This is a genomic window from Amycolatopsis sp. NPDC041971, assembly GCF_055588925.1.
The window spans coordinates 195,487-215,789 of record NZ_JBVJCE010000002.1 but is presented as its reverse complement, the minus strand read 5'-3'; the positions used below and the strand labels follow the sequence as shown (position 1 = coordinate 215,789).

The 20,303-nt window shown below is 65.5% G+C and carries 25 protein-coding genes; 16 read left to right on the top strand and 9 right to left on the bottom strand.

The window, feature by feature from the left end; genetic code table 11:
* Positions 1-99 precede the first annotated feature (99 nt).
* The 3 genes from ACZ6DT_RS06160 to ACZ6DT_RS06150 all read right to left on the bottom strand — a co-directional run bounded on the left by ACZ6DT_RS06160 (position 100) and on the right by ACZ6DT_RS06150 (position 2,396).
* The gene (locus ACZ6DT_RS06160) at positions 100-1,314 is read right to left on the bottom strand and encodes a helix-turn-helix domain-containing protein (RefSeq protein ID WP_465589455.1); all 1,215 of its coding nucleotides are present in this window, start codon (positions 1,312-1,314) and stop codon (positions 100-102) included.
* A gap of 180 nt (positions 1,315-1,494) precedes the next feature.
* Positions 1,495-1,773 (bottom strand): hypothetical protein, encoded by a 279-nt coding sequence (locus ACZ6DT_RS06155; RefSeq protein ID WP_465589452.1) that lies wholly within the window; start codon positions 1,771-1,773, stop codon positions 1,495-1,497.
* 176 nt (positions 1,774-1,949) lie between these two features.
* Positions 1,950-2,396, bottom strand: coding sequence for a hypothetical protein (locus ACZ6DT_RS06150; protein ID WP_465589449.1), 447 nt, complete (start codon positions 2,394-2,396; stop codon positions 1,950-1,952).
* Positions 2,397-2,789: 393 nt separating this feature from the next.
* Between ACZ6DT_RS06150 and ACZ6DT_RS06145 the strand changes: the two genes are divergently transcribed.
* The 6 genes from ACZ6DT_RS06145 (at position 2,790) to ACZ6DT_RS06120 (ending at position 6,447) form a co-directional block, all read left to right on the top strand.
* A complete protein-coding gene (locus ACZ6DT_RS06145) occupies positions 2,790-2,981 on the top strand; it encodes a helix-turn-helix domain-containing protein (RefSeq protein ID WP_465590526.1) in 192 nt (63 codons plus the stop codon).
* 86 nt (positions 2,982-3,067) lie between these two features.
* Positions 3,068-3,424: a hypothetical protein gene (locus tag ACZ6DT_RS06140; RefSeq protein WP_465589446.1), complete on the top strand. Its 357-nt coding sequence runs from the start codon at positions 3,068-3,070 to the stop codon at positions 3,422-3,424.
* On the top strand, positions 3,421-3,846 hold the full coding sequence (locus tag ACZ6DT_RS06135; protein ID WP_465589443.1) for a hypothetical protein: 426 nt from the start codon (positions 3,421-3,423) through the stop codon (positions 3,844-3,846). Before ACZ6DT_RS06140 ends, ACZ6DT_RS06135 begins: the two co-directional genes overlap by 4 nt.
* Positions 3,847-3,944: 98 nt before the next feature.
* Complete coding sequence (locus ACZ6DT_RS06130; RefSeq protein ID WP_465589440.1) at positions 3,945-5,195, top strand: hypothetical protein; 1,251 nt, start codon at positions 3,945-3,947, stop codon at positions 5,193-5,195.
* The gene (locus tag ACZ6DT_RS06125) at positions 5,192-5,743 is read left to right on the top strand and encodes a zinc finger domain-containing protein (protein WP_465589437.1); all 552 of its coding nucleotides are present in this window, start codon (positions 5,192-5,194) and stop codon (positions 5,741-5,743) included. The genes ACZ6DT_RS06130 and ACZ6DT_RS06125 overlap by 4 nt, the downstream gene beginning before the upstream one ends.
* Positions 5,740-6,447: a DUF7341 domain-containing protein gene (locus ACZ6DT_RS06120; RefSeq protein ID WP_465589434.1), complete on the top strand. Its 708-nt coding sequence runs from the start codon at positions 5,740-5,742 to the stop codon at positions 6,445-6,447. The genes ACZ6DT_RS06125 and ACZ6DT_RS06120 overlap by 4 nt, the downstream gene beginning before the upstream one ends.
* A 441-nt stretch (positions 6,448-6,888) precedes the next feature.
* Here the strand turns inward: ACZ6DT_RS06120 and ACZ6DT_RS06115 are convergent, their stop codons facing one another.
* From ACZ6DT_RS06115 to ACZ6DT_RS06100, 4 genes are all read right to left on the bottom strand, one after another.
* On the bottom strand, positions 6,889-7,956 hold the full coding sequence (locus tag ACZ6DT_RS06115) for a DUF932 domain-containing protein (RefSeq protein ID WP_465589431.1): 1,068 nt from the start codon (positions 7,954-7,956) through the stop codon (positions 6,889-6,891).
* 688 nt (positions 7,957-8,644) lie between these two features.
* On the bottom strand, positions 8,645-9,061 hold the full coding sequence (locus ACZ6DT_RS06110; protein WP_465589428.1) for a hypothetical protein: 417 nt from the start codon (positions 9,059-9,061) through the stop codon (positions 8,645-8,647).
* A 97-nt stretch (positions 9,062-9,158) separates the two neighbouring features.
* Complete coding sequence (locus ACZ6DT_RS06105; protein ID WP_465589425.1) at positions 9,159-9,632, bottom strand: hypothetical protein; 474 nt, start codon at positions 9,630-9,632, stop codon at positions 9,159-9,161.
* A gap of 37 nt (positions 9,633-9,669) precedes the next feature.
* Positions 9,670-10,116, bottom strand: a complete 447-nt coding sequence (locus ACZ6DT_RS06100; protein WP_465589423.1) for a hypothetical protein — start codon at positions 10,114-10,116, stop codon at positions 9,670-9,672.
* 688 nt (positions 10,117-10,804) lie between these two features.
* On the opposite strand from ACZ6DT_RS06100, the gene ACZ6DT_RS06095 reads away from it, so the two are divergent.
* The 4 genes from ACZ6DT_RS06095 to ACZ6DT_RS06080 all read left to right on the top strand — a co-directional run bounded on the left by ACZ6DT_RS06095 (position 10,805) and on the right by ACZ6DT_RS06080 (position 13,486).
* Complete coding sequence (locus ACZ6DT_RS06095; RefSeq protein ID WP_465589420.1) at positions 10,805-11,047, top strand: hypothetical protein; 243 nt, start codon at positions 10,805-10,807, stop codon at positions 11,045-11,047.
* A 60-nt stretch (positions 11,048-11,107) separates the two neighbouring features.
* The gene (locus tag ACZ6DT_RS06090) at positions 11,108-11,812 is read left to right on the top strand and encodes an adenine nucleotide alpha hydrolase family protein (protein ID WP_465589417.1); all 705 of its coding nucleotides are present in this window, start codon (positions 11,108-11,110) and stop codon (positions 11,810-11,812) included.
* Positions 11,796-12,209 (top strand): hypothetical protein, encoded by a 414-nt coding sequence (locus ACZ6DT_RS06085; protein ID WP_465589414.1) that lies wholly within the window; start codon positions 11,796-11,798, stop codon positions 12,207-12,209. Before ACZ6DT_RS06090 ends, ACZ6DT_RS06085 begins: the two co-directional genes overlap by 17 nt.
* Positions 12,210-13,024: 815 nt before the next feature.
* Positions 13,025-13,486: a phage terminase small subunit P27 family gene (locus ACZ6DT_RS06080; protein WP_465589411.1), complete on the top strand. Its 462-nt coding sequence runs from the start codon at positions 13,025-13,027 to the stop codon at positions 13,484-13,486.
* Positions 13,487-13,535: 49 nt separating this feature from the next.
* Here ACZ6DT_RS06080 and ACZ6DT_RS06075 read toward each other — a convergent pair whose 3' ends face one another.
* Positions 13,536-13,658, bottom strand: coding sequence for a hypothetical protein (locus ACZ6DT_RS06075; RefSeq protein ID WP_465589408.1), 123 nt, complete (start codon positions 13,656-13,658; stop codon positions 13,536-13,538).
* Here ACZ6DT_RS06075 and ACZ6DT_RS06070 point away from each other — a divergent pair.
* Positions 13,653-15,191 carry a terminase large subunit gene (locus tag ACZ6DT_RS06070; protein WP_465589405.1) on the top strand — a complete coding sequence of 513 codons (1,539 nt, stop codon included), beginning with the start codon at positions 13,653-13,655 and terminating at the stop codon, positions 15,189-15,191. The two genes, ACZ6DT_RS06075 and ACZ6DT_RS06070, sit on opposite strands and share 6 nt — an antisense overlap.
* On the opposite strand, the gene ACZ6DT_RS06065 is transcribed toward ACZ6DT_RS06070, so the two are convergent.
* Positions 15,188-15,691 (bottom strand): hypothetical protein, encoded by a 504-nt coding sequence (locus ACZ6DT_RS06065; protein WP_465589402.1) that lies wholly within the window; start codon positions 15,689-15,691, stop codon positions 15,188-15,190. The genes ACZ6DT_RS06070 and ACZ6DT_RS06065 overlap by 4 nt on opposite strands.
* A gap of 28 nt (positions 15,692-15,719) precedes the next feature.
* Between ACZ6DT_RS06065 and ACZ6DT_RS06060 the strand changes: the two genes are divergently transcribed.
* The 5 genes from ACZ6DT_RS06060 (at position 15,720) to ACZ6DT_RS06040 (ending at position 19,827) form a co-directional block, all read left to right on the top strand.
* Positions 15,720-17,234: a phage portal protein gene (locus ACZ6DT_RS06060; RefSeq protein ID WP_465589399.1), complete on the top strand. Its 1,515-nt coding sequence runs from the start codon at positions 15,720-15,722 to the stop codon at positions 17,232-17,234.
* A gap of 351 nt (positions 17,235-17,585) precedes the next feature.
* A complete protein-coding gene (locus ACZ6DT_RS06055) occupies positions 17,586-17,807 on the top strand; it encodes a hypothetical protein (protein ID WP_465589397.1) in 222 nt (73 codons plus the stop codon).
* A 125-nt stretch (positions 17,808-17,932) separates the two neighbouring features.
* A complete protein-coding gene (locus tag ACZ6DT_RS06050; protein ID WP_465589394.1) occupies positions 17,933-18,604 on the top strand; it encodes a hypothetical protein in 672 nt (223 codons plus the stop codon).
* Between the two features lie 60 nt (positions 18,605-18,664).
* Positions 18,665-19,648 (top strand): SU10 major capsid protein, encoded by a 984-nt coding sequence (locus tag ACZ6DT_RS06045; RefSeq protein WP_465589391.1) that lies wholly within the window; start codon positions 18,665-18,667, stop codon positions 19,646-19,648.
* Positions 19,648-19,827: a hypothetical protein gene (locus tag ACZ6DT_RS06040; protein ID WP_465589388.1), complete on the top strand. Its 180-nt coding sequence runs from the start codon at positions 19,648-19,650 to the stop codon at positions 19,825-19,827. The genes ACZ6DT_RS06045 and ACZ6DT_RS06040 overlap by 1 nt, the downstream gene beginning before the upstream one ends.
* Positions 19,828-20,303: the final 476 nt, after the last annotated feature.

The window sequence follows — 20,303 nt, the reverse complement described above, 5'->3', positions numbered from 1 at the left end:
CCAGCTCTCGGAACACCTCGTCGTCACCTCCAGTTGGAGGTACAACGCTATGAGCCGCCTCGACGCGTTTGTGTCCCAGCGGGACACAAAAGGGCTTGATCACCCGTTTGGAGCTACGCCCATTCGCCAAGCAAGGCCGCGCAGGTCACGGCCTCCGGCTTCACGGCGCGCCTGACGGAGCAAGTCGGATACCGCTTCACGGACGAAGATGTTGTTCCGAACGCGCTGCGGCGCCGCCTTCTCCGCCCTCATGAGTGCCCGAATGCCTTGCTCTCGTGTCCGTCGCTCAGAGATGAGCGCCCTGCCCAGGTCGGCCCAGAACATGCCCTGACGAGCCTTGGCAGGGATGGCGTCTGGTCGGACACCGCGTGCTAGTTCGGCTACCTTGCCGCCTTCGCCGAGTTCTGTAGCCAGGCTGACACGCCAGATGCCGACGTTGTTAAGCCCGAAATGGAGGAATCCGAAGTTGTCGTAAACCTCCGGAAGCCTTTGCGCAAGATCTGTCGCTTCGGCGAGGTGTGTAGCGGCACCGTCACCGTCCTTTTGCGCTGCCGCCGCTAGAGCTGCATTCAAGTGGAGCATTCCCAACGCCTGTGTCACATCATCGTCGTCGGAGAATGTGGACAGCTTGTCGATGCTTCGAACGCTTAGACCGTACTGATGCGCCCGGCCTTGACTGCCGCCCGCATGACCGCGCAACCAGGCAGTGAAGCCGAGCCACTTCGGCGAGTCGAGTTCTTCCGCGCACGCCTCTGCCAGCCGGGCCGCCATCACGGGGTACCCCCGGAGGCCAAGGTTCTTTGTCAAGACAGCGGCAGAGTGGAAAACGTGGATCAGGCCGACGAGTACCTCAGGTCGGCGCTCTGGTTGCTGGACGTATGCAGCATGGAGCTGGATGAGCAGCTCGGGTACGACGCGGCCTTGAGCGGCGTAGTCCGCCTCGACTCGGAGCACCCCGTTCAGATAACGCACCTCTTTGTCGAGACGTGGCCAGGGGCGGGACTTCACGCCAGGGTCGACACCAAGGTCGAGTGATGACAGCGCGGTTTCGACATGACGCAACGACGCGTGAGCCTCTGCGCCTACAGGATCGCCTGGCTGGTACGGCGCCCCAGTCAGCTCCGTGGGGGAAATCTGAAGGGTGCTGGACAGGTTCTCCAACACGTTGCGGTTGTTGATCGGCTTCTCGCCCCGCTCGGTCTTGCCCAAATATCCGGCGGAAAGCCCCGACAACTCAGCGGCTTCACGCAGCGTAAGCCCTCGCCACGAGCGAACCTCGCGAAGTCGCTGACCGATCGCGTTGTCCTGATCCACGGCAGACACCTGCCCATCACTTCTCGCAACTGCGGTTCGTGTACCCGCCAGCCTACAGGCGACGTCATGGCGGTACGTGCCCCTAACATCAGGGCCCTGAGGATCCTGCTGCGGCAATCCGGTGGCTTCGCGAGCTCGCCGGGGCCTGATCGAGGGAGCGTTCTGCCTCTTGCGTTCCGATCAGGAGGTAGAGAGAACGGCGTCTTCCGCTGACTTGGAACTACCGCTGCTGCGCTGTTGGGGTAGCGGGATCGCCGGCGGAAGTGTGGCGCCCGGACTGTCCGGTCGCTGATCTGATGCGCTGCCTGCCGCGTCGGGGGCTTGAAAGTGGTCGATCAGTTCGCCAATCCGAGGGGTGATGTGGCGTTCCCGGACGAGCAGGACCATGCGGCCCTGGTCATCCTGCGCCAGCTCCCAGGACTGGCGGATGTCTGCTCCCAGTTCGATGCGGTACAGCACCTGTACTCCCCATTGTGTTGCCGGAACGCACGCTCGCCGCGCGTAGGTACGCGCTGAGTGGCGCACCGACGCCGGGAAGCTCGGCCACCGCGTGGTGGTACGACGTCAGGTGTACCGGGCGAACCCTTGTTCGATCAGTCCTCTCAGAAGTGATCATCCCACCACAGCAGGTTTCGTTACATGCGTTGCGGCGAACGGAGCAGTTCGTCCTCAGGGGCGGTGGAAGACGGGGAATCCGGCGGGAAGGCCGCTATGACGAAGGCGTCCATCATCTTGCAGGCGAGTGCCTGCATATTGGGCGGCAGTGAGCGGTACGTGTTCAGGATCTTCGTCTCGCTCTCCGATGGCGGCTCGTCGTCGTAGAGGGGCAGGTCAAAGTCTGCGGCGAAAGCCCGCGAGACCTCACGGATGGGTGCACCGAGCCACTCGGCGATCTGCTGGATCTTCTCCGCGAGCGGCATCCGCGCTGGAGCGGTGGACTGCTTGACGTAGTTGCCCAGCGCGCCTTTGGCGAGGCCGTGGGTGCGCTCGTACTCGGCGACCGTCTGCGGCGTGCAGTATCCGCGGATCAGGGCCGCGATGTTCTCCGTCGACCGAAGAACCGGCCCGGTCTCGTCAGCCACGAACGTCCCCCTGCGTCGTCGAGTGGTGAGCGACCCTCACCCCAATGGAGTAAGCGACGGTGAGTGTAAGGCAAGCCTATCGAGCGGCCATAGCCATGCACAGCAGCACAATGAGCGACATAAAAGAGACCGAGGTCACGTCATTCCAAGGAATAAGTGGTCACAAGTGTTCAGCAGTGATCAGTTTTTACATTAAAGCTTGACGCTGACCGCGCGTAGCGGCAGGTTGGAGTCACAGAGAGCAACGCCCGAGGGGGGCACTCGGACACCGTTGGGCGAGGCCCGCCCGGGGGTGGTCGACCGACTGGAGGGGATGCTATGCCTGGTCAGAACCCTGCTCAGCCATTCGTGAGCAGTGGAGCACAAGTCAGTAACGATGATCTGTTGAACACGGTGCAGGAAACCGCCGCGCGTCTTCGCCGCAGCGTGCCCACCGTGCGCAGGATGATTCGCAGCGGCGAGCTTGCCTCGGTTCGTGTCGGCTCGGGCCGAGGACGGCCCAGCGTTCCCGACAGCGCGATCGCCGCGCACCTCAGCCGCCGGACCTTCGTTCCGGCTGGCACATCACACGGCGACTCGAACTAGCCGTCTCCCCGTGGGCCTTCCGCGCCCCTTTCTCTCACTCCCCACTTTTTGCGACTTTCCGCGTGCCGTCAGGAGGCGGCCTTGCCATGCCCGAAACCGGTATCACCACCCCCGCGCCCGAGCCCGAACAGCAAGAGAACGGCCCCGCCCCGTCCGCGCGGCCGGTGGACGCCTTCGCGCACCTGGTCGGCTCGCTGCGCCGGATCAAGGCCAAGCAGGCGAGGCTGAGCAAGGAACGCAAAGAGCACGAGGCCGTGCTGAAAGCGGCGCTGATCGCGGCCGGTGCCGAGGTCGGCACGGTCGGCGGTGTGCCAGTGGTGTCGTTCTCCAGCGCCCTGCGGATCGGGCTCGATCAGAGCACGCTCAAGGCCCGGTACCCGGAGATCGCGAAGGAATGCGCCGACATTTCCGAGGTGTGGACGTTCCGGCTGCTCGACGCATGACTGTTCCGTTCTCCGAGCTGGTCTCGCTGGCTGGGGCGATGGTCGCCCAGGCTCGCGGGGCCAGCTCGTCGGCGGACGGTGAAACCGCTGCCACGGTCGCCGCGCTGCTGACGGCGGAACCGCGGAATGAGGCGCAGGTGCTCGCGATCGTCACGGTGATCGTGCGTGACGCGCTGGCCGACCCGTTCCGCGAGACCACCGCGAACCGCTGGCGGACACTGCTGCCCGGATGGGTTCAGCCGCAACTCGTCGGCGCGACCGTGAACCGGTTACGCGCGGCAGGACTGCTGGTCGCTACCGGCCGCTATGTCCGCTCGACCGATTCCGGTGGCCGCAACATCGGCAAACTCCAGCCGGTCTATGCCTTTGACGCAGCCGCCCTGGCTGAGCACGAGACCGCCGAGCAACCAGCCGCTTCCTGACCTTCGCGGGCCCGCTGTGCCCGCATTCTGTCCCGCCGCGCCGATCTGCGGCGGGTCCTTGTCGTACCTGTTTTTCTTGGCCTGTAGGGGGTTTCTTCATGGCGCGTGATCATGCACGCCTCGATTTGAACATCTGGGACAAGGACGACTTCCGCGCGCTCTCGCGCGAGGCGAAGCTCTTGTATATCCAGCTTTTCTCACAGCGGAAGCTGTCTTATGCCGGGGTTCTCGACCTGGCGGTGAAGCGCTGGAACCGTCCGCACGCAGACCTGGATCTGACGGAGATGCGCGCGGCGCTCTCGGAGCTGGATGCCGCCCGGTTCGTGGTGATCGACCAGGACACCGAGGAACTCCTTGTCAGGTCGTTCATCCGCAGTGACGAGCTGTACAAGCAGCCGAACATGCTGCGTGGTGCGCTGCGCGTCGCGTTCGATATTGAGTCTCCGATCCTGCGGGCTGCGCTCGCCGCCGAACTGCGGCGGTTGCCCGCGCACGTGACTGGCCCGGCCCCGGCGGTCGCGGCGAATGAGCTGGAGGCCGGAGCGCGTGAACTGCCGCCGGTCGTCAAGGCCGCGATGGCGGTCCGTCCGTCTGGCCGCCCCTCGCCGGCGGGACGGCCCGCGCGCCCGGACGGAGTGTCCGAACCGGGCTCCGGCGGGGAGAACGCACCCGGCGTCGACCGGCCCGTGCCCAGCTCACGGGGTTCGGCGAACCCTTCCGTGACCCCTTCGCGGAAGGGTACGGCGAAGGACCTGGGAGAAGGGAGTAGGGAGCGGGAGACTGGAGAACCTTCTTTCACTTCTCGTAGTGAGAAAGTGGGGTTACCCGCGCGTGACGCGCACGACGCCCGCGCCACGCGAGTACCAGCCGCCACGTTGTCGGCGCAAGAGGACAGCCGCGGCGATTCCGCGGGCGCTGCCCCACCGGGCTCGGTGCGTCAGCGGCGACGGGCCGAGGCTGAACGGCTGGTGGACTTCTACGGCTCGTCGGTACCCGCGCCTGTCCGGGCGCAGCTCGTGGCGCAGGTGATCCCGCTGCTGCGCGAAGGCATCGGCAGCAACACCATCGGTGCGGGTCTGGCCGCGTGGTCGAGCAAGGCGCTACCGCCGACCTTCCTGCCGATGCTCGTCGGGGAGCGAATGCGTGCGGCCCGTATCGCGACAGATCCGAAAAAACGCGCTTGGGACGCGGAGATGGTGGACCGGTTCGAGAGCCTGCGCTCAGCCGCGATCGCCGAGGACGACCAGCACGGCCTCGGCCTGGTCGTCCGGCAGGCGCAGCCGCAGAACGCGGACGCCGACCAGCTGACCGCGATCCTCGACGCCGCGCTCGACCAGGCGATCGCATGAGCACCCTGCACGCGGTGATGAGCCGCTCCGACGTGCGCGGCCTGCTGATCCGGCACACCGGCGCGCACGTGGCGGAGGACGTCGTCTCGGCTTGGGAGTCCGGCCTCGCCGGCTACAGCCTCGCCGAATGTCATCGTGCCTTCGTCGCGCTCGGCCCGGCCGCGCGGCGGGCGACACCGTCCGAGATCGCCGGTCATTGTGACGCGGCCCGCGATCGCGATCCGGGCGAACCCGCGCCGGTTCAGTCCGCGGCTTCACCACGCGCGACCGCCCGCGACTACTACCGGCAGGCGGGGATGCTCGGAATCCGGGCGGTGTACGCGGCGATGGGCTGGAAACGCAACCCGGACCACGACCTCGCTCGCTCCGTGGCCTGCCCGTTCTGCAAGGCACGGGCCTGGGCGGTGTGCGGGCCGCTCTCGCGCAACCGGGCAGGCGTCCGGGAGCTGCGCGACCCCGTGCACCGGATGCACCCTTCCCGCCTCCGCCTCGCCCAAGCCGAACTCGAGCGCGCCAACGGCACACCCGAACAGGAGACCACTCGATGACCAGCACCCTCACCCCTCACACGGCCGAGGAGCACCAGGCCGACCCGCTGGCCGCGCGGCTGGCCTTCGACGCCGCGATCGATCAACTCATCCAGCCGAACATGCACACCCTGCTCCGCGACTCCGGAGCCGTGGAACGCGCTCTCGCGCCGTGCCTGATCGACCAGCTGGTGACCGCGACGCAACCGGGCACCGAACGCACGGGCGGCTCCGCGCGAGGTTCACGGCCGCCCGCGTCGTTGAACGCGCTCGCGCTGGTAGCCGAGATCAGCCAGACTCTCCGGGGAGCGCTGGCGGCTCTGGGACACGATCTCTTCGGAACCGGCGGGCGACCGTCTCTCGCCGGACAGCTGAGGTTGTGGGCCTCGCACGCGGGATCCTGGCAGCTAGAGGACGTCGATTACCTCGCCTACGCAGCCCAGGAAGCTGAGCGGTGGGTGGCCGCTGGCCGGTCGGTGCTCAATCCCGCTCCGACCTACCGGCTACGCGGGCACGCATGCCCCACCTGCCGCCACACCACGGTTCTCGTGTGGTCTGACACCGAACAGGAATGGCTGCGCCGACCCGCGCTCTCTGTGGACACTGACCGAGTGGAAACGGTGTGCGCGGCCTGTGATTCGCGGTGGGGCCTAGAACATTGGGCCCAACTCGGCCAGGTGCTCGACAGCCAGCGGGCGGAAACCCTTGCCCTGGACTGTGAATAGCCTTGACACGATGATCACGGACCAGCGATACTGACAGGGCTTGGCGGAGCTATACCCATCGAGCTAACGGTTTCCTTGAAGGCCCCGCGCTCCCTCCCCCTCCGGCGCGGGGCCTTCGTCATGTGCGGACAGCGGCCACCGGACGCTGGCCCCGGCATCCCTCACTGAGCAGGCCGCACGCGGTGAGCCGCTGTCCGCACACCCCCAAACCTCCGGCCGTTCCCACCCTGGAGAGGCCCGCAGGCCCCGAAGAACCCCACAGGGACCGGACACTGACAGACCCCTGAATTTGGCTGGTGAGCATGGCTGCTTGCCCTCAATCCACCGGCCGTTTCAGGCCCTGAGAGGCCCGCAGAGCCCCGGAAAAGCCCCAGGGGGACCGGACAGTGTCCGGTCCCCCTGGGGTGGCTGGTTGCCGTTGAGAACGCTACGGCCGCATGGTCACTTCTCCAGCCTCCGCAGTGCTTCCGCCGCAATGCTGGCAGACCGGCCGAACAAGGCTTGCTCGGCACGGCGGGCAAGCTCGGCATCCTTGTCATCATCCTTGATCGGCACGTGCGGCATGTGCTCAGCGACGGTCTGGATCGCCTGCCACGCCGCCCATCGCGTCCTGCCGATTCCGGCGAACATGTCGTAGTCGCCGAAGAACAGCATCTCCAGCATCGCCTTACGAACCTTGTGCTGCTCCTTCAACCAGGTGTTCGCCGTGTCCGACGGCGGCTTCCACAACTCGTTGCACAGTTCCCCGAAGGCGGTCAGCGTCATCTTCGCGGCCAGCAACTTTCCCGCGCGCTCCGCGACCTCTTCCACGGCGGCCTGTGCCGCCGCGATCGCCTGACTGCCCTCAGACAGCCGCGAACTCGGATTCGACACCGCATCCAGATTCTGCGGCGTCAACCCGAAATGCTGCACCGTCGCCGACGCCGGACGCACCGGCGAGAACAGCACCTGCGACGGCTTACCTGGCACGAGCGAGCACACCACCACCACGCGCATCTCCAGTTCGTCGACCTTGCCCACCTTGATCGGGTCGGCCTGCCGGATCGACACGAACCCCGCCGTGTTACTCCACAATGGACCAGCGGCACCGTACTTCGCGTTCAACTGCTTGGCCATGTCGGTGAGCATCTGCGCGCGGTCCTCGATCGCGGCGGGCGTGAACTGCCGAGCCGAACCCCCGATCGCCTCACGCTTACCCGTGCTCGGATTAGTGCGCACCAGCGCGTAGTAGCCCGGAATCTCCATCGGCTCGGTCGTGTCATTCTCATCGACCTTGCCGTCGAACTCCTCGCCCGGCTCGGCCTCACCCAGGAAACAGTCCGCCTTGTGCTTCACACCAATCGCCTTGCCACACTCGACGCACGCCCCAGTCGGCACCAACGCGAACGCAGGCTCCGGACGGACATCCCAGTCCTTCAAACCCGCCTTCGCAACCAACTCGGCCGCCGTGCGCGACCCATTGACCTGGGTGGCAAGGGTGCACCAAGCATCGCGCACCTTCGGCAGCACCGGAGCAGGGTTAGCCGCCGGAGCCGACTTAGCCCCAGCCTTCCCTGTAGTACCCCCACTACTTTCCGTGACTGGAGCCTTGGAGGTTGCCGCAGGCTTTCCAGGCCGCCCGGCTGGTGCCTTGCCGCCTACTGGGGCCTTGGTAGCCGCAGTGGGCTTACCAGGGGTCTTACCGGCTTGCTTGAGAGCAGGCTTTGCAGGGTTAGACATTGCCGTTCCTCTTTTCATGATGTTCCGGGGGTTGGTGTTGCTGCACCTGCCCCGGAGCCGATCAGAACCCTTCAACAGTGTCTATACACTGGGGACTAGTCAATAGTCCGAAGGGGTGAAAACCCCAGGTCAGAGGCTACGAGGTGGCGGGACGCTTTCGTGGTGCGGACCGATCCCCAGGGATCCCCGCTTCAGTCAAGACTGTTGCCATTTTGCCTTTAGACCACCCCGTGGCCTGCCCGAGATCCTTGGTGAGCAACCCTGCGCGGCGGGCGTCGGCGACAAGTTCGCGAAGTGCGCGTTCCGCCGCAGCCCGCTGCGCCTCTAGTTCGCGCACTCGCGCGGCCTGGGCGGTGATCGCGTCGAGACGTTCTTCGTCCGTGGGTTCCTTGTGCGACTTCGGCACTGGCTAACCTCTCCGTGATCACGGACGCGGGCCGATGACGTCTCAACGCCACCGGCCCGCATGCCTGGCTTGCTAGTCGGTCACCTCAGCCCACAGTGGCGCGAACCTCGGGTGATCCTTGATCGGTTCAACCAACTCATACCATCGCATGAGGACCCCGCGTCCCTTCGCGGTCAACACGTGAACCTGCTGTTCCTCATCGAAGGCCACGTAGTCCGACAGGACGGCCTGCCACAACGGCGGTGCCAGCTCCGGCACGTTGAACTTCGGCGTACTGCCGTAGCCTGCGGAGATCAGGTGGAGAACTCGCAGGACGAGGCTCTTGCTACTGACCGCAGCGTAGTACTGCTCCTGCGTCTCAGTGCAGTCGTGGAGGGCGTCCCGAAGCGCGTTGACGAAGACATTGCGCGCCAGCCGATAGACCTGATGTGCATCGGTTGGCGACAAGCCAGGGATGAAAGCGCTAAAGTCGTACTCGTCGGAGCTCATTTTCCTCTTTTCGTGGGTTCCGCGCTGCGCCCCCGGGATGGTGTTGCTGCACCGGTTGACCGGGGGCACAGTCACGTCTAGGAGTGGAGATGGGACGTCAGAGCCAGCCACGCGCCAGCGGCAGAAACGGCCGATGGCGGCGACCGAGGAAGCGGCGCCAGCTCCGGTACGTGCGAACGCGTCCACAGTGGTGACGGATGCGCTGCTCCTCCTCATTGCAGAAGAACACCGCGCCTTGGAATCTCTGGTCCCGTTCGTCGCTTGGGTGCGTCCAGTTGTACCGATCGACGAAGTCGCAAAACTCCTGCCGGGTTACATGCAGGAATTCAGGATCGTCCAACTCGGAGTCAAGAAAACCGGCGACCTCCAGATCGATAACGCGTTCGCCGTAGATCCAGCCGTTAATGCCGAATCGCTCCGGCGACGACACGCTTGACCGAAACTCCGCATTCATGTCCCGCACGATGATCCGCGCAAGAGTGGACAAACGCCTGACATGTGCGGTGTCGGCAACTCGATCACCGAACATACGCACTCGTTCGCATTCGTCCGGCCTGGGCAGCGTGAACATGTGGCCTTGCCTTTCGCTGATGACTGCGGGAACGGTGCTAATGGACGACAACGCCAGGAGTCCACTTCCCGCTGGCATAGTCTTCTTCGGACACCGCCACCACTTGCGGCAGAAACCGCACATCGCGCACGTCATACAAGGTGCGCCAGTTATAGGTTTCAAGGATGCCCAACGCGCGATCCGTCATCTCGTTGGCAGCTGCGCTCAGGCGGCGAGTTCGCAGGCAGGCGAACAGAAATTCGTTGCTCAGCCCGCCGATGCACAGCGTCAACCGCCGACGCTCCGCAATGTGAATACTCAAGTCTGCACCGCTGGCCAGATCCGTATCAGCGCGTAGACGCAGATCCTTCAGTAGATATGCGGCAAATTTCGCGAGGTCGGTCAGATGCGCGGTTCTGGAATAATTCGCACCGTACTCGCGCTCTGGCGCAGGAAGATCACGTGACATTGATTCCTCTTTTCGTTTACCGAGGTGTTGCTGCACCCCGAATTGACTAGCCGAGCCAGAGTGTATTTACAGAAGTCACTAGTCAATATGCTGATTAAAAGTTCACCCGAATAGTCTAATCCCTCATATTCTGGCGATTTACCGAATGGGCGCATAGAGACGGGACTGAATCCATGCCCGAACGCGCTTATCGGTCTTGCACTCGTCCGGGCTGCGGAAATATGACCCGTTCCGGCGGTCGGTGTCGCGATTGCCTGGCCCGCGCCCGGCTATCATTCGGCAACTCGGCGCAACGTGGATATACAGCAGGGCATCGCTCCAAATTCAGACCTGGCGTACTGAGGCGGGATCCTGTGTGCCGGTGCGACCTGATCGACTGCCGGAACCATCCGGACCGAGCCTGTGGTCAGCCGTCTACCGTGGCCGACCATTGGCCGATGATCCGCAAGGACTTGGTCGCCGCTGGTCGTGATCCGGATGACCCGCGGTTCGGCAGAGGCTTGTGTGCTCCGTGTCATAGCAGGGTGACCGCCCGGAATCCCGTAACCCGAGGTGGGTGGAACCGACCGCACTAGGCGGTCCAGAGTGGACAGAGCTCGGGTCTGCATCGCATGGCGGGTCTCTAGCGAGTGGCTGGCTGGGCGCAGCGTCGCCCCAGGGGGAGGCCCCCTCAGCGGTGTCCTGGCGCACAAGCCCCTGAACCCCGGAGGGGTGGTGCCAGGTTTTGAGCGCCCCTTCCCCTACGTCTGGCCCGATCGCTCGCGCCGAGCAGCGGCGCGCCGACCTCGCGCACGAACTGGAGCGCGCCGCCGACCAGGCGGACGCGTGGCACGCGGAACGAAACCGCCTGGTCATCGAGCTGGTAGCGGCGGGCGAGTCCTACCGCGACACCGCCGTGCCCGCGCGGCTCTCCGCGTCCGGCGTCGGCAAGATCGTCCGCCGTGAAAGGGCCAGCGAAGGACCCTGAAACCGTTGCCCTGGTGCACATTCGTGCACTCGGTGCACACCACGTCTTACGGAGGTACCCGTGATCACCATCGACGGCCTGCCGTCGTCGGAACAGATCCTCGGCGACATGGAGGCCGAGGGGAAACCGGTTCTGCTCGCCTTCTCCCGAGGCAAGGACTCGCTCAGCGCGTGGCTGGCGCTGCGCGAACGCGGCATCCCCGTGGTCCCGTATCACCTCTACAGCGTGCCCGGCCTGCAGTTCGTCGCCGACAGCCTCAAGATGTATGAGGACTTCTTCGGGCAGAAGATCTACGACCTGCCCCACCCCAGCCTCTACCGGTGGCTGGTCAACTACGTGTTCTGCCCGCCCGAGCGGTGGCGAATCATCGACGCGGCCGGGCTGACGGAGTTCACCTATGAGGACGTGGCCGCGACGCTGCGCCAGGACGTCGGCGTGGCCGTGGACGCGTGGAACGTCGACGGTGTCCGGGCCACCGATAGCCCGATGCGGCGTATGGCCATGTCCACCCACGGCCCGATCCGCCACGACACGCGCAAGGTGTCGGCCATCTGGGATTGGCAGATCGCCGACGTCCGCGCCGCAATCAAGCGGCACGCCTGCCCCTTGCCGCCGGACTACGAGTGGTTCGGCCGCTCGTTCGACGGGCTGGACTACCGGTTCATCGAACCGCTGAGCCGTCACGCACCCGAGGACTACGCCCGAATCCTGGACTGGTTCCCCCTCGCCGAGCTGGAGTTGCTGCGCCATGACCTCACCCGCTGATCCGAATGCTGCGCTGCTCGCGCAGCTGAAAATGGCGTCGTCCGTGTCCGGCATGAAGTCCAACGAGGACGTGCTGGCCCTGCTCACGGCCGAGCCAGACCCCGATCCGCTCGCCGGCGTCGAGTACACCGGCGACGAAGAGGACGACGCGCGCGCCGAGCTCGACGCCCTGCACCGCGGCTTCCGCGAACGCACCGCCCGCGAGCTGGAACGGATGCAGCTCGCGACCGAAAGCGAGTACTGGTTCTGCGTCTGCTTCAAAAGCCAGGACGACAAGGACGCCTTCCTCGCCGCCGCCGGTCTCGTCGTCATCGGGGACAAGTACCTCGACGGCTACGCCACGGCGGAACTGCTCGGCGTCACCATGCCGGAACCCGACGACGCGGAGAGGGGGTGAACTGAATGCCTCCACGCAAGCGACAGACCGCCGCCGCAGCCAAGAAGCGCGGCGCCGCCCGCAAGAAGGCCACCACCGCCCCCAAGGCGAAGGGTAAGGGCAAGGCGTCCAGCGGCGTCAGCTGAGACCTAACGCTGCAGTTAGCGTTAGGCACCGTGAGAGCTACGCGCAACTACGCGGTAGTCTCAGGCCACTGCTGCTTTACCGTTTAAACAGTAAAGCAGCAGTGCGGCAAAGATGAGGGCGGCGCCCGTCGAAGACGAACGCCGCCCCCTGCCTAGCCCAGTAGCTTCGCAAACTCGTGGGCTGCGGCAGCCAGCGCCGTCAGGAGCTGGATCACCGTGATGAGGTTGCGCCTCCAGTCGAGGTTTTTACCCCGGCTGGAGGCGTGATCCAGCGGTTGGCCACCGGGATCCTCCGGCGACGGTCCGCGAGATTCGTCCGGCAGTGGATCACCGGGGTCGTCTCCATCCTTTCGGTGTTCACTCATTCGTGTTCTCCCTTCTGGGAGGCTTACCTGCCTCCCGATCGTCGACCCCGAACAATCGGGAGCGACCGGACCACGAGGGAAGTGACACCGTGCACGAGCCTAGCCTGTGAGTTTTTCCCGGAAATAATTGGGGCACTGCAACGGAAGCGTCCATATGAGTTGACCCTCCGTGGCCCTTTTAAGGCCCTAAGAAGACCCTTCTGAGACCCTTTCGCGCCCCTTTCAAGCCCTCTAGTTCACAAAGGTGTCCATGTGAGTTGCCCTTCCGGCAGCCACCTGGGCGGGGAACCATCGCGAGCCGGATCGACGCGAGGTGTTGCTAGTCATGGGAAAACGTGGTCCCGCAGGCAAGCCGACCTCGCTACGCATTCTGCACGGCGACCGCAAGGACCGGATTAACGACGCTGAGCCGGTGCCGCCAGCGGTGGAGATCGTGCCGCCGGAGTGGCTGTCGGAGAAGGGACGGGCGATCTGGGATCGGCTCGCGCCGAGCATGATCACCCGCAAGGTCCTGACCGCGTGGGACGTCGACGCCTTCGGTGTGCTGTGCGAGGCGCTAGCCCGCTACGCCGTAGCTACCACATTGGTGAACGGCTCCGCACTGCTGGTTCCCGGCGGCGGTGGACTGGTGCCGAACCCGGCACTGAAGGTGCAGGCCGATTCTGAGCGCACGTTCCTGACGTTCGCCGCGCGGTTCGGCCTGACTCCGTCGGACCGGCAGGCGATCAAGGCCGAGGTGAGCGCCGATGGCGGGACCTCGGGCGACGCGGGCCGCCTCCTCTCCTAAACCCCGTTCCCGCACGACTAAACCCAGTTCCAAGACCAGCACGGCGAAGTCACCGCGGCTTCCGCTGTGCGGCTGGTCCTTCGACGGACGTGCCTGCCGCCAACGCGGCGACCACCTCTGTGCCCAGCGCGCCGATCATGCGCAAGCGTTCGCCGAAGAGATCTGCGTGCACACCAAAGACCGGTGGGCACGGACCCCGTTCATCCTCGCCGACTGGCAGCGCGACGACATCGTCCGGCCGCTGTTCGGCGAGGTCCGGTGGGATCCGGAGTGGCAGACCTACGTCCGCCGCTACCGGTCCGGCTGGATCGAACTCGCCCGCAAGAACGGCAAGTCCGAACTGCTGGCGTTCGTCGCGCTCTACATGCTCGTCGGGGACGGGGTCGAGTCCGCCGAGGTCTACGGCGCCGCCCGCGACAAGGACCAGGCCCGTCTGGTGTTCAACGTCGCCGCCCGCATGGTCGCACTGTCCCCGGTGCTGTCGAAACGGCTGCGAGTGGTCGAGCACGCCGCCAGGATCGTGGACGAGAAAACCAACTCGGTCTATCAGGTCGTCGCGGCCGACGCGCTGGGTAACCTCGGCACGAACCCGTCATGCGTAATCTTCGACGAGGTCCTGACCCAGCCGAACGGTGACCTGTGGGCGGCGCTGCGGACCGGCATGGGCACCCGCGTGCAGCCGCTGCTGCTCGCGGCCACGACGGCGGGCAACGACCCCACCTCGTTCGCCAAGTCCGAGCACGACGAGTGCGTGAAGATCGCCGAAGACCCGTCCCGCGCGCCGCACCGGTTCGTCTACCTGCGCAACCTGCCCGCCGACGCGGACCCCTGGGACGAAGCGAACTGGTACTACGCGAACCCTGCCCTGGGTGACTTCCTCTCGCTGGCCGCGCTACGGGAAGAGGCGCTGGAAGCGCGCAACGATCCCGCGCGGGAGAACAGCTTCCGGCAGTACCGGCTGAATCAGTGGGTGTCGCAGTCCACGCGGTGGATGCCCATGCACCTCTACACCGCGTGCACCGGAACCGAGTTCGCCGAACCGGCGCGGTTGCGGGAGCTGGTTGCTCGCCGGCCAGCGTGGGGCGGCCTGGACCTCGCGTCCAAGCTGGACCTGACGGCCTGGTGCCTGATAGTGCCGGACGGCATCGACGGCCACGTCTCGGCACTGTGGCGATTCTGGCTCCCGGAGGCCGGGGTGGACTTCCTCGACGAGCACACCGACCACCGCGTCACCCAATGGGTTGACCAGGGCTGGATCACCACCACTCCCGGCGAGGTCATCGACTACGAGGTGATCGAAGCCGATATCGCGGCCGACTGCGCCGCGTTGCGGGTCGCCGATATCAACTACGACGAGTGGAGCGGCGAACCCGTCCGCCAGCGCTTGGAACGGGTCACGCGAGTACCGATGTACCCGGTGCCGCAGACGTTCCGCGGAATGACCCACGGCATGACCGAACTCATGACGCTAACCCGCTCCCGCTCGTGGTCACACCACGGCAACCCGGTGGCGGCGTTCTGCTTCGACTCGGTGGAGGTGCGCCATCCACCAGGCGAGCCCGACCTCATCCGACCCGACAAGCCCCTACGCGGGAAAACCGGTAAACGCATCGACGCGGTACCCACCGCCGCCATGGCGATCTCGGGCTGGCGGCTGCGCGGCCAGAAACCGAAAAAGTCAAGCCAAATGATCGTTATGGGCTAGCGTTCGATCACGTTGGAACTTTGAAAGATTTCTTTTCGTATTGCGTCCCGCAGCTCTTTCAATGTCGACCCCGTGTTGACTTCTTTAGGTTCATCCGAACCCTGGTGATTGACTATGGCTTCAACTTGCGCATTGTAGTCATCGGCCGCACTTGCCGCCGCCTGGGCAAGCGTGGCTATTTCCCTTGTGCCAAGAACCAGTACTGCGGTAACAGCCATCGCAGCACGGGTTCGCAGCTCAGCAATGCGCACGTAAGTGTGCTCGTACTCCTTTGCGCGCCCTTTGGATAGTCTCCAATGCGTCGTCTCGGCGATCCACTCATGAATTGAATTAAGGACCTCGTTGTAGACTTCGAGCTGTTTGTCAAAGAGGCGTTGCCCAGCTTCTCGTTTCCACTTCAGGTCCTCTTTTGTGCGTTCGCGGTGCGCCGCTATGAGCTGAGCACCCCAACTGCCCAATAAGGTCCCAGCTATCCCAATCAAGGCAACCCAGATTGTCATCAGGACAAGGTACGGGGGTGACTCTGAAGTGTTCAACCCAGGCGCCCTATCGCCGGAGCAGTGGCTAACCCGTATAACCCGGCAGCACGACGCACAGATTCCTGGGCTGGAGATCCTGGATGCCTACTACGAGGGCGAGCAGTCGCTGTCGTACATGCACCCGGAGCTGCTGCGCCGCCTGGACACCCGCGTGCGGCAGGTCGTGATCAACTGGCCTGAGCTGGTCGTGGACTCCCTCGACGAGCGCTTGGACGTGACAGGGTTCCGCCTCGGCGGCGAACAGGCCGCTGACCGGGACTTGTGGAACATCTGGGCGGCGAACGAGCTGGGCCTGCACTCCGAGCAGGCACACATCGACGCCCTGGTACTCGGCAGGTCCTTCGCGATCATCGGCACCAACGAGGCCCGGCCGTCCATGCCGCTGGTGACAGTAGAGTCCCCCTTCGACGTCCATGTGGACATTGACCCACGTACCCGCGAGGTCCGGGCCTCGCTGAAGCGGCAGTTCTCCGAGGACGGAGACGGGGACCAGTCCGAGGCTTACGCCACGCTGTACCTGCCGAACGAAACCATCTGGTACAGCTCCGACAACGGCGGCGGGGTCTGGGAAGAGACGGACCGCGACGGGCACGGCATGGGTGTCGTGCCCGTCGTGCCGCTGGTGAACCGGCCCCGCACGCGACGGCGCCGCAGCGCGCCCCCGCGGCTTGGACGCTCGGAGTTGGCGAGCGTCCTGCCGCTGTCGGACGCGGCCTGCAAGATCGCCACCGACATGATGGTGTCCGCCGAGTTCCACGCGATGCCGCGACGGTACGCGCTCGGTTTCGACAAAGACGATTTCGTTGACAGCAAGGGAAACCCGCTCACCCCATGGGAAGCTGTCGCCGGCGTTCTCTGGGCGTCCTCGAAATCACCGAAGGATGACGGCGTGGCGGTCGGCCAGTTCCCCGAAGCCGACCTGGCCAACTTCCACAACACCCTCAACACCCTCGCCCGCCTCGTCGCCAGCCTGTCCGGCCTGCCCCCGCACTTCCTCGGCTACAGCACCGAGAACCCCGCCAGCGCCGAAGGGATCCGGTCGTCGGAGTCCCGTCACATCAAACGGGCCGAACGACGGCAACGGTCCTTCGGCAGCGGCTGGAACCGCGTGGCGCAGCGCATCCTGCACGTGCGCGACGGCAAGGTGCCCGACGAAGCACTACGGGTCGAAACCCAGTGGGTCGACCCCGCTACCCCGACGTTCGCCGCCCAGGCCGACGGTGTGGTCAAGCTGTACTCGGCAGACAAGCTGTTGCCGCGCCGCTCCGCGCGCCGGGCACTCGGCTACTCCGACGCGCAGATCCGGGACATGGAGACCGAGGACCGCGAGGCCGACACCCCGCACGCCGACCGAGACGACGCGGCCGAGAACGGCCCGACGCGGGATCGTGATCCGGCCGAGCTGCCGGACCGTCAGGAACAGGAGCGGCCGAGCGTGCTTGCCGGGTCACGGCTGCGGCCCGCGCTGGCGGTGCAGTTCCGCGAACCGGCAAGCGCGTCTTAACGCTGGCTGGCCATCGTCGGCATACCAGGCGCAAGCCGTGTCACCGCAGCTCAGGCCGCATGGCTGCCGCTACAGGGCGTTGCATAATCGAACACATGTCCGATCGTGGAGGGGTGCCGTATCTGCACACGGTTGATCCAGGTCAACCGGTGTGGGTCGACCTGCGCCGAGTCTTCCCGATCGGGGCTCCTAAGGCGGCTGTCCCCGATGGACTGGACCTCACTGGGCTCGTGCCGGGAACGCTCAGCGCCTGGATCGCAACGACCACAGGTCACTGGGTCGGGTTCGTCACCTTCATGCTCGGAACCCCCGGCGCCGGAGGTACGACGCATCGGCAATGGATCGTGGCGGATGCCCTACGTCCGCGCACCGAAGCTCCAAGTAGGCCATAGCCAGATCGGCATATGCGCTGTTCAACGCGTCGAAGCGTTGAATTATCTGCACAGATATTTTCTGCACGTTTTTTTTGAAGGTGCAGCGGCGATCGCGCCGCCTGCGAACGTGATCATGGCGGCCAGCATCCAGGTGAGCTGCCATGTCGTGATTCCGTTGCTGGCACCGGCGACGACTTGAGCTCCGACCGAGCATGCGCCAAGGACGGCCACGGCGGCCTGTGTTCGCGTCGGCTTGGCGTTCACGCCACGAGTTTTTCATACGTGCCTCTGACGGCACTCAGTGCATCTCCATGAGGACAGGTAGTGACTGATTCCCGCGTACCCGGCGACAACGCCCCCACCTCGCAGACCCCGCCGGAGCCGAGCACGACCGCGCCCGGCACGACCCCACCCGAGACCGGGCAGGCCAGCACACCGGCCGAGACCGGACAGGCCGCCGAAGTGGATTATAAGGCCCTGTTCGAGCAGGCTCAGGCCAAGCTGAGCAAGGCCGAGAAGACCGCCAAGGACCACAAGAGCAAGGCGGCGAAGCTCGACGCGATCGAGGCCGAGCAGCAGACCGACGCGGAGAAGACCGCGAAGCGCGCCGAGTCCGCCGAGAAACAGGTGGCCGTGTTGCGGCGGCGGGCGGTGGACGCGGAGATCCGCGCCGCCGCGTCGGGGTGGGCGGATCCGACCGACGCACCCCGCTACCTCGACGACCGCGACCGCTACGTCAGCACCGATGGCGAGATCGACACCACCGCCATTGCGGCCGACCTCGCCGCGGTTCTCCTCGCCCGCCCGCACCTCGCCCGGACCGGTGCACCGGCCGGTCCTCGCCGGCCCGCGCCCGACCCGTCGCAAGGCGCGCGGCAGTCCGGCCCGGCGGGCTACGACTCGCAGATCGCCGACGCGGAGAAGCGCGGCGACTGGGCCACCGCGATCACGCTGAAAAATCAGCGCCTCGCCGAACAGGCAGCTCAGAAGCGCTAACGCGCTTGTTCCCGGCCGCATGGGCGGCACACCACCCGTACACCCTTTGAGGAGACCGTTATGCCTGGTGTGGCCGCGATCGCCAACACCTACAACGCACCGAACTTCGTGGGCGAACTGTTCGCCCTCACTCCGACCGACACCCCGTTCCTGTCCGCCATCGGTGGCCTGACCGGCGGCAAGCGCGCCAACGCTGTCGTGCACACCTGGCAGGTCTACGACCTGCGCGCCCCGGACGCCAACCGGCAGCGGGCCGAAGGCGCGGACGCGCCCAACCCGGACACCCGCGTCCGGGGCACCGACCGCAACGTCCTGGAGATCCACCAGGAAACCATCGGCGTCACCTACACCCGCCAGGCCACGCAACAGATGTTCGCGGGCACCGGCTCGGCCAACCCCAACGCCGCGTCGATCGGCGGCACCAACCCGGTCGTGAACGAAATGGACTGGCAGACCCGTCAAGCGCTGATCCAGATCGGGCGCGACGTCGAAGCCGGGTTCATCACCGGCACGTTCCAGGAACCCACCGACAACTCCAAGGTCCGCAAGACGCGCGGGATCCTGGAGGCGACCAAGACGAACGTGATCACCAACGCCACCCCTGCACCGCTGACGGAAGCGATGGTTTTGGACCTGCTGCAAAAGGTCTGGACGAGCGGCGGCATCCAGGTGTCGGAGACAGCCACGTTGATGTGCGGGGCGTGGCAGAAACGGCAGCTGACAACTGAGTTCATCACGAAGAAGAACTATCGCGAACAGACCCGCAACGTCGCTGGTGTCTCCCTGACGACCATCGAAACCGACTTCGGCACGCTGAACGTGATGCTCAACCGCTACATGCCCGCCGATGCCGTCGAAGTGGTGTCCCTGGACCAGTGCGCGCCGGTGCTGCTCGAGACGCCCGGCAAGGGCTTCCTGTTCTCCGAACCCCTGGCCAAGACCGGCTCGGTGGACAAGGCCCAGATCTACGGGGAGATCGGGCTGGAGTACGGGCCGGAGAACGCCCACGGCAAGATCACCGGCCTCACCGTGGCGGGTGCCTGATGAAGTTCACCAGCACGAAGTACCCGGCGCTGACCGTGCACGACCTCGGTGTGACCTTCGTCGACGGTGAGGCCGAGGTCACCGACAAGGCCACCGCCGACGCACTCAAGCAGTTGCCCGGGGAGCTCGGGGTCCGCGCCGCTGGCGGACGTCCACCGAAGGAAGCGGGCGACAACTAACCCTTACGACGCCAAAACGCGCGGATCACATCCGCGAAGTGAGACAAGCCCTCGGTCTTGCCAGTGTGCTTGACGATAAACACACACACGAGCATCGCGCTCAGGAAACAAGCGGCGAAGACGACCGCAGGGGCTACAAAGAGAGCCGACGACATACCTGGATATCCAATCTTGCCGTCTAGGACGGCAGTCATGTCTACCCCGATCACAACCAAGATACCGGGATGTAGTCGGAGGTGGTGTGAGTGCCAGAGCCTCGGCGTGTCCCGCTCGCGACGCTCGAAGACGTACAAGCTCGCACTGAAGTCGCGCTCACTGTCGAGCAACGGGCACGCGTAACTGTGCTCTTAGCGGACGCGTCGGCGCGGGGGGGGGGGGGGGGGGAGGGGGGGGTGGGGGGGCCAACCAACAAAAAAACCCTGCGGCCCTTCCTCATCCGGCTCTCCTCATCCCATTTCTTAACCCCCCCTACCCCC

Bases quoted from the DNA above. Each gene is read 5' to 3' on its own strand.
- ACZ6DT_RS06140 (WP_465589446.1), top strand. From the start codon at position 3,068: ATGCCCGAAACCGGTATCACCACCCCCGCGCCCGAGCCCGAACAGCAA.
- ACZ6DT_RS06135 (WP_465589443.1), top strand. From the start codon at position 3,421: ATGACTGTTCCGTTCTCCGAGCTGGTCTCGCTGGCTGGGGCGATGGTC.
- ACZ6DT_RS06130 (WP_465589440.1), top strand. From the start codon at position 3,945: ATGGCGCGTGATCATGCACGCCTCGATTTGAACATCTGGGACAAGGAC.
- ACZ6DT_RS06125 (WP_465589437.1), top strand. From the start codon at position 5,192: ATGAGCACCCTGCACGCGGTGATGAGCCGCTCCGACGTGCGCGGCCTG.
- ACZ6DT_RS06120 (WP_465589434.1), top strand. From the start codon at position 5,740: ATGACCAGCACCCTCACCCCTCACACGGCCGAGGAGCACCAGGCCGAC.
- ACZ6DT_RS06110 (WP_465589428.1), bottom strand. From the start codon at position 9,061: ATGAGCTCCGACGAGTACGACTTTAGCGCTTTCATCCCTGGCTTGTCG.
- ACZ6DT_RS06105 (WP_465589425.1), bottom strand. From the start codon at position 9,632: ATGTTCACGCTGCCCAGGCCGGACGAATGCGAACGAGTGCGTATGTTC.
- ACZ6DT_RS06085 (WP_465589414.1), top strand. From the start codon at position 11,796: ATGACCTCACCCGCTGATCCGAATGCTGCGCTGCTCGCGCAGCTGAAA.
- ACZ6DT_RS06080 (WP_465589411.1), top strand. From the start codon at position 13,025: ATGGGAAAACGTGGTCCCGCAGGCAAGCCGACCTCGCTACGCATTCTG.
- ACZ6DT_RS06065 (WP_465589402.1), bottom strand. From the start codon at position 15,691: ATGACAATCTGGGTTGCCTTGATTGGGATAGCTGGGACCTTATTGGGC.
- ACZ6DT_RS06055 (WP_465589397.1), top strand. From the start codon at position 17,586: ATGCCCTACGTCCGCGCACCGAAGCTCCAAGTAGGCCATAGCCAGATC.
- ACZ6DT_RS06045 (WP_465589391.1), top strand. From the start codon at position 18,665: ATGCCTGGTGTGGCCGCGATCGCCAACACCTACAACGCACCGAACTTC.
- ACZ6DT_RS06040 (WP_465589388.1), top strand. From the start codon at position 19,648: ATGAAGTTCACCAGCACGAAGTACCCGGCGCTGACCGTGCACGACCTC.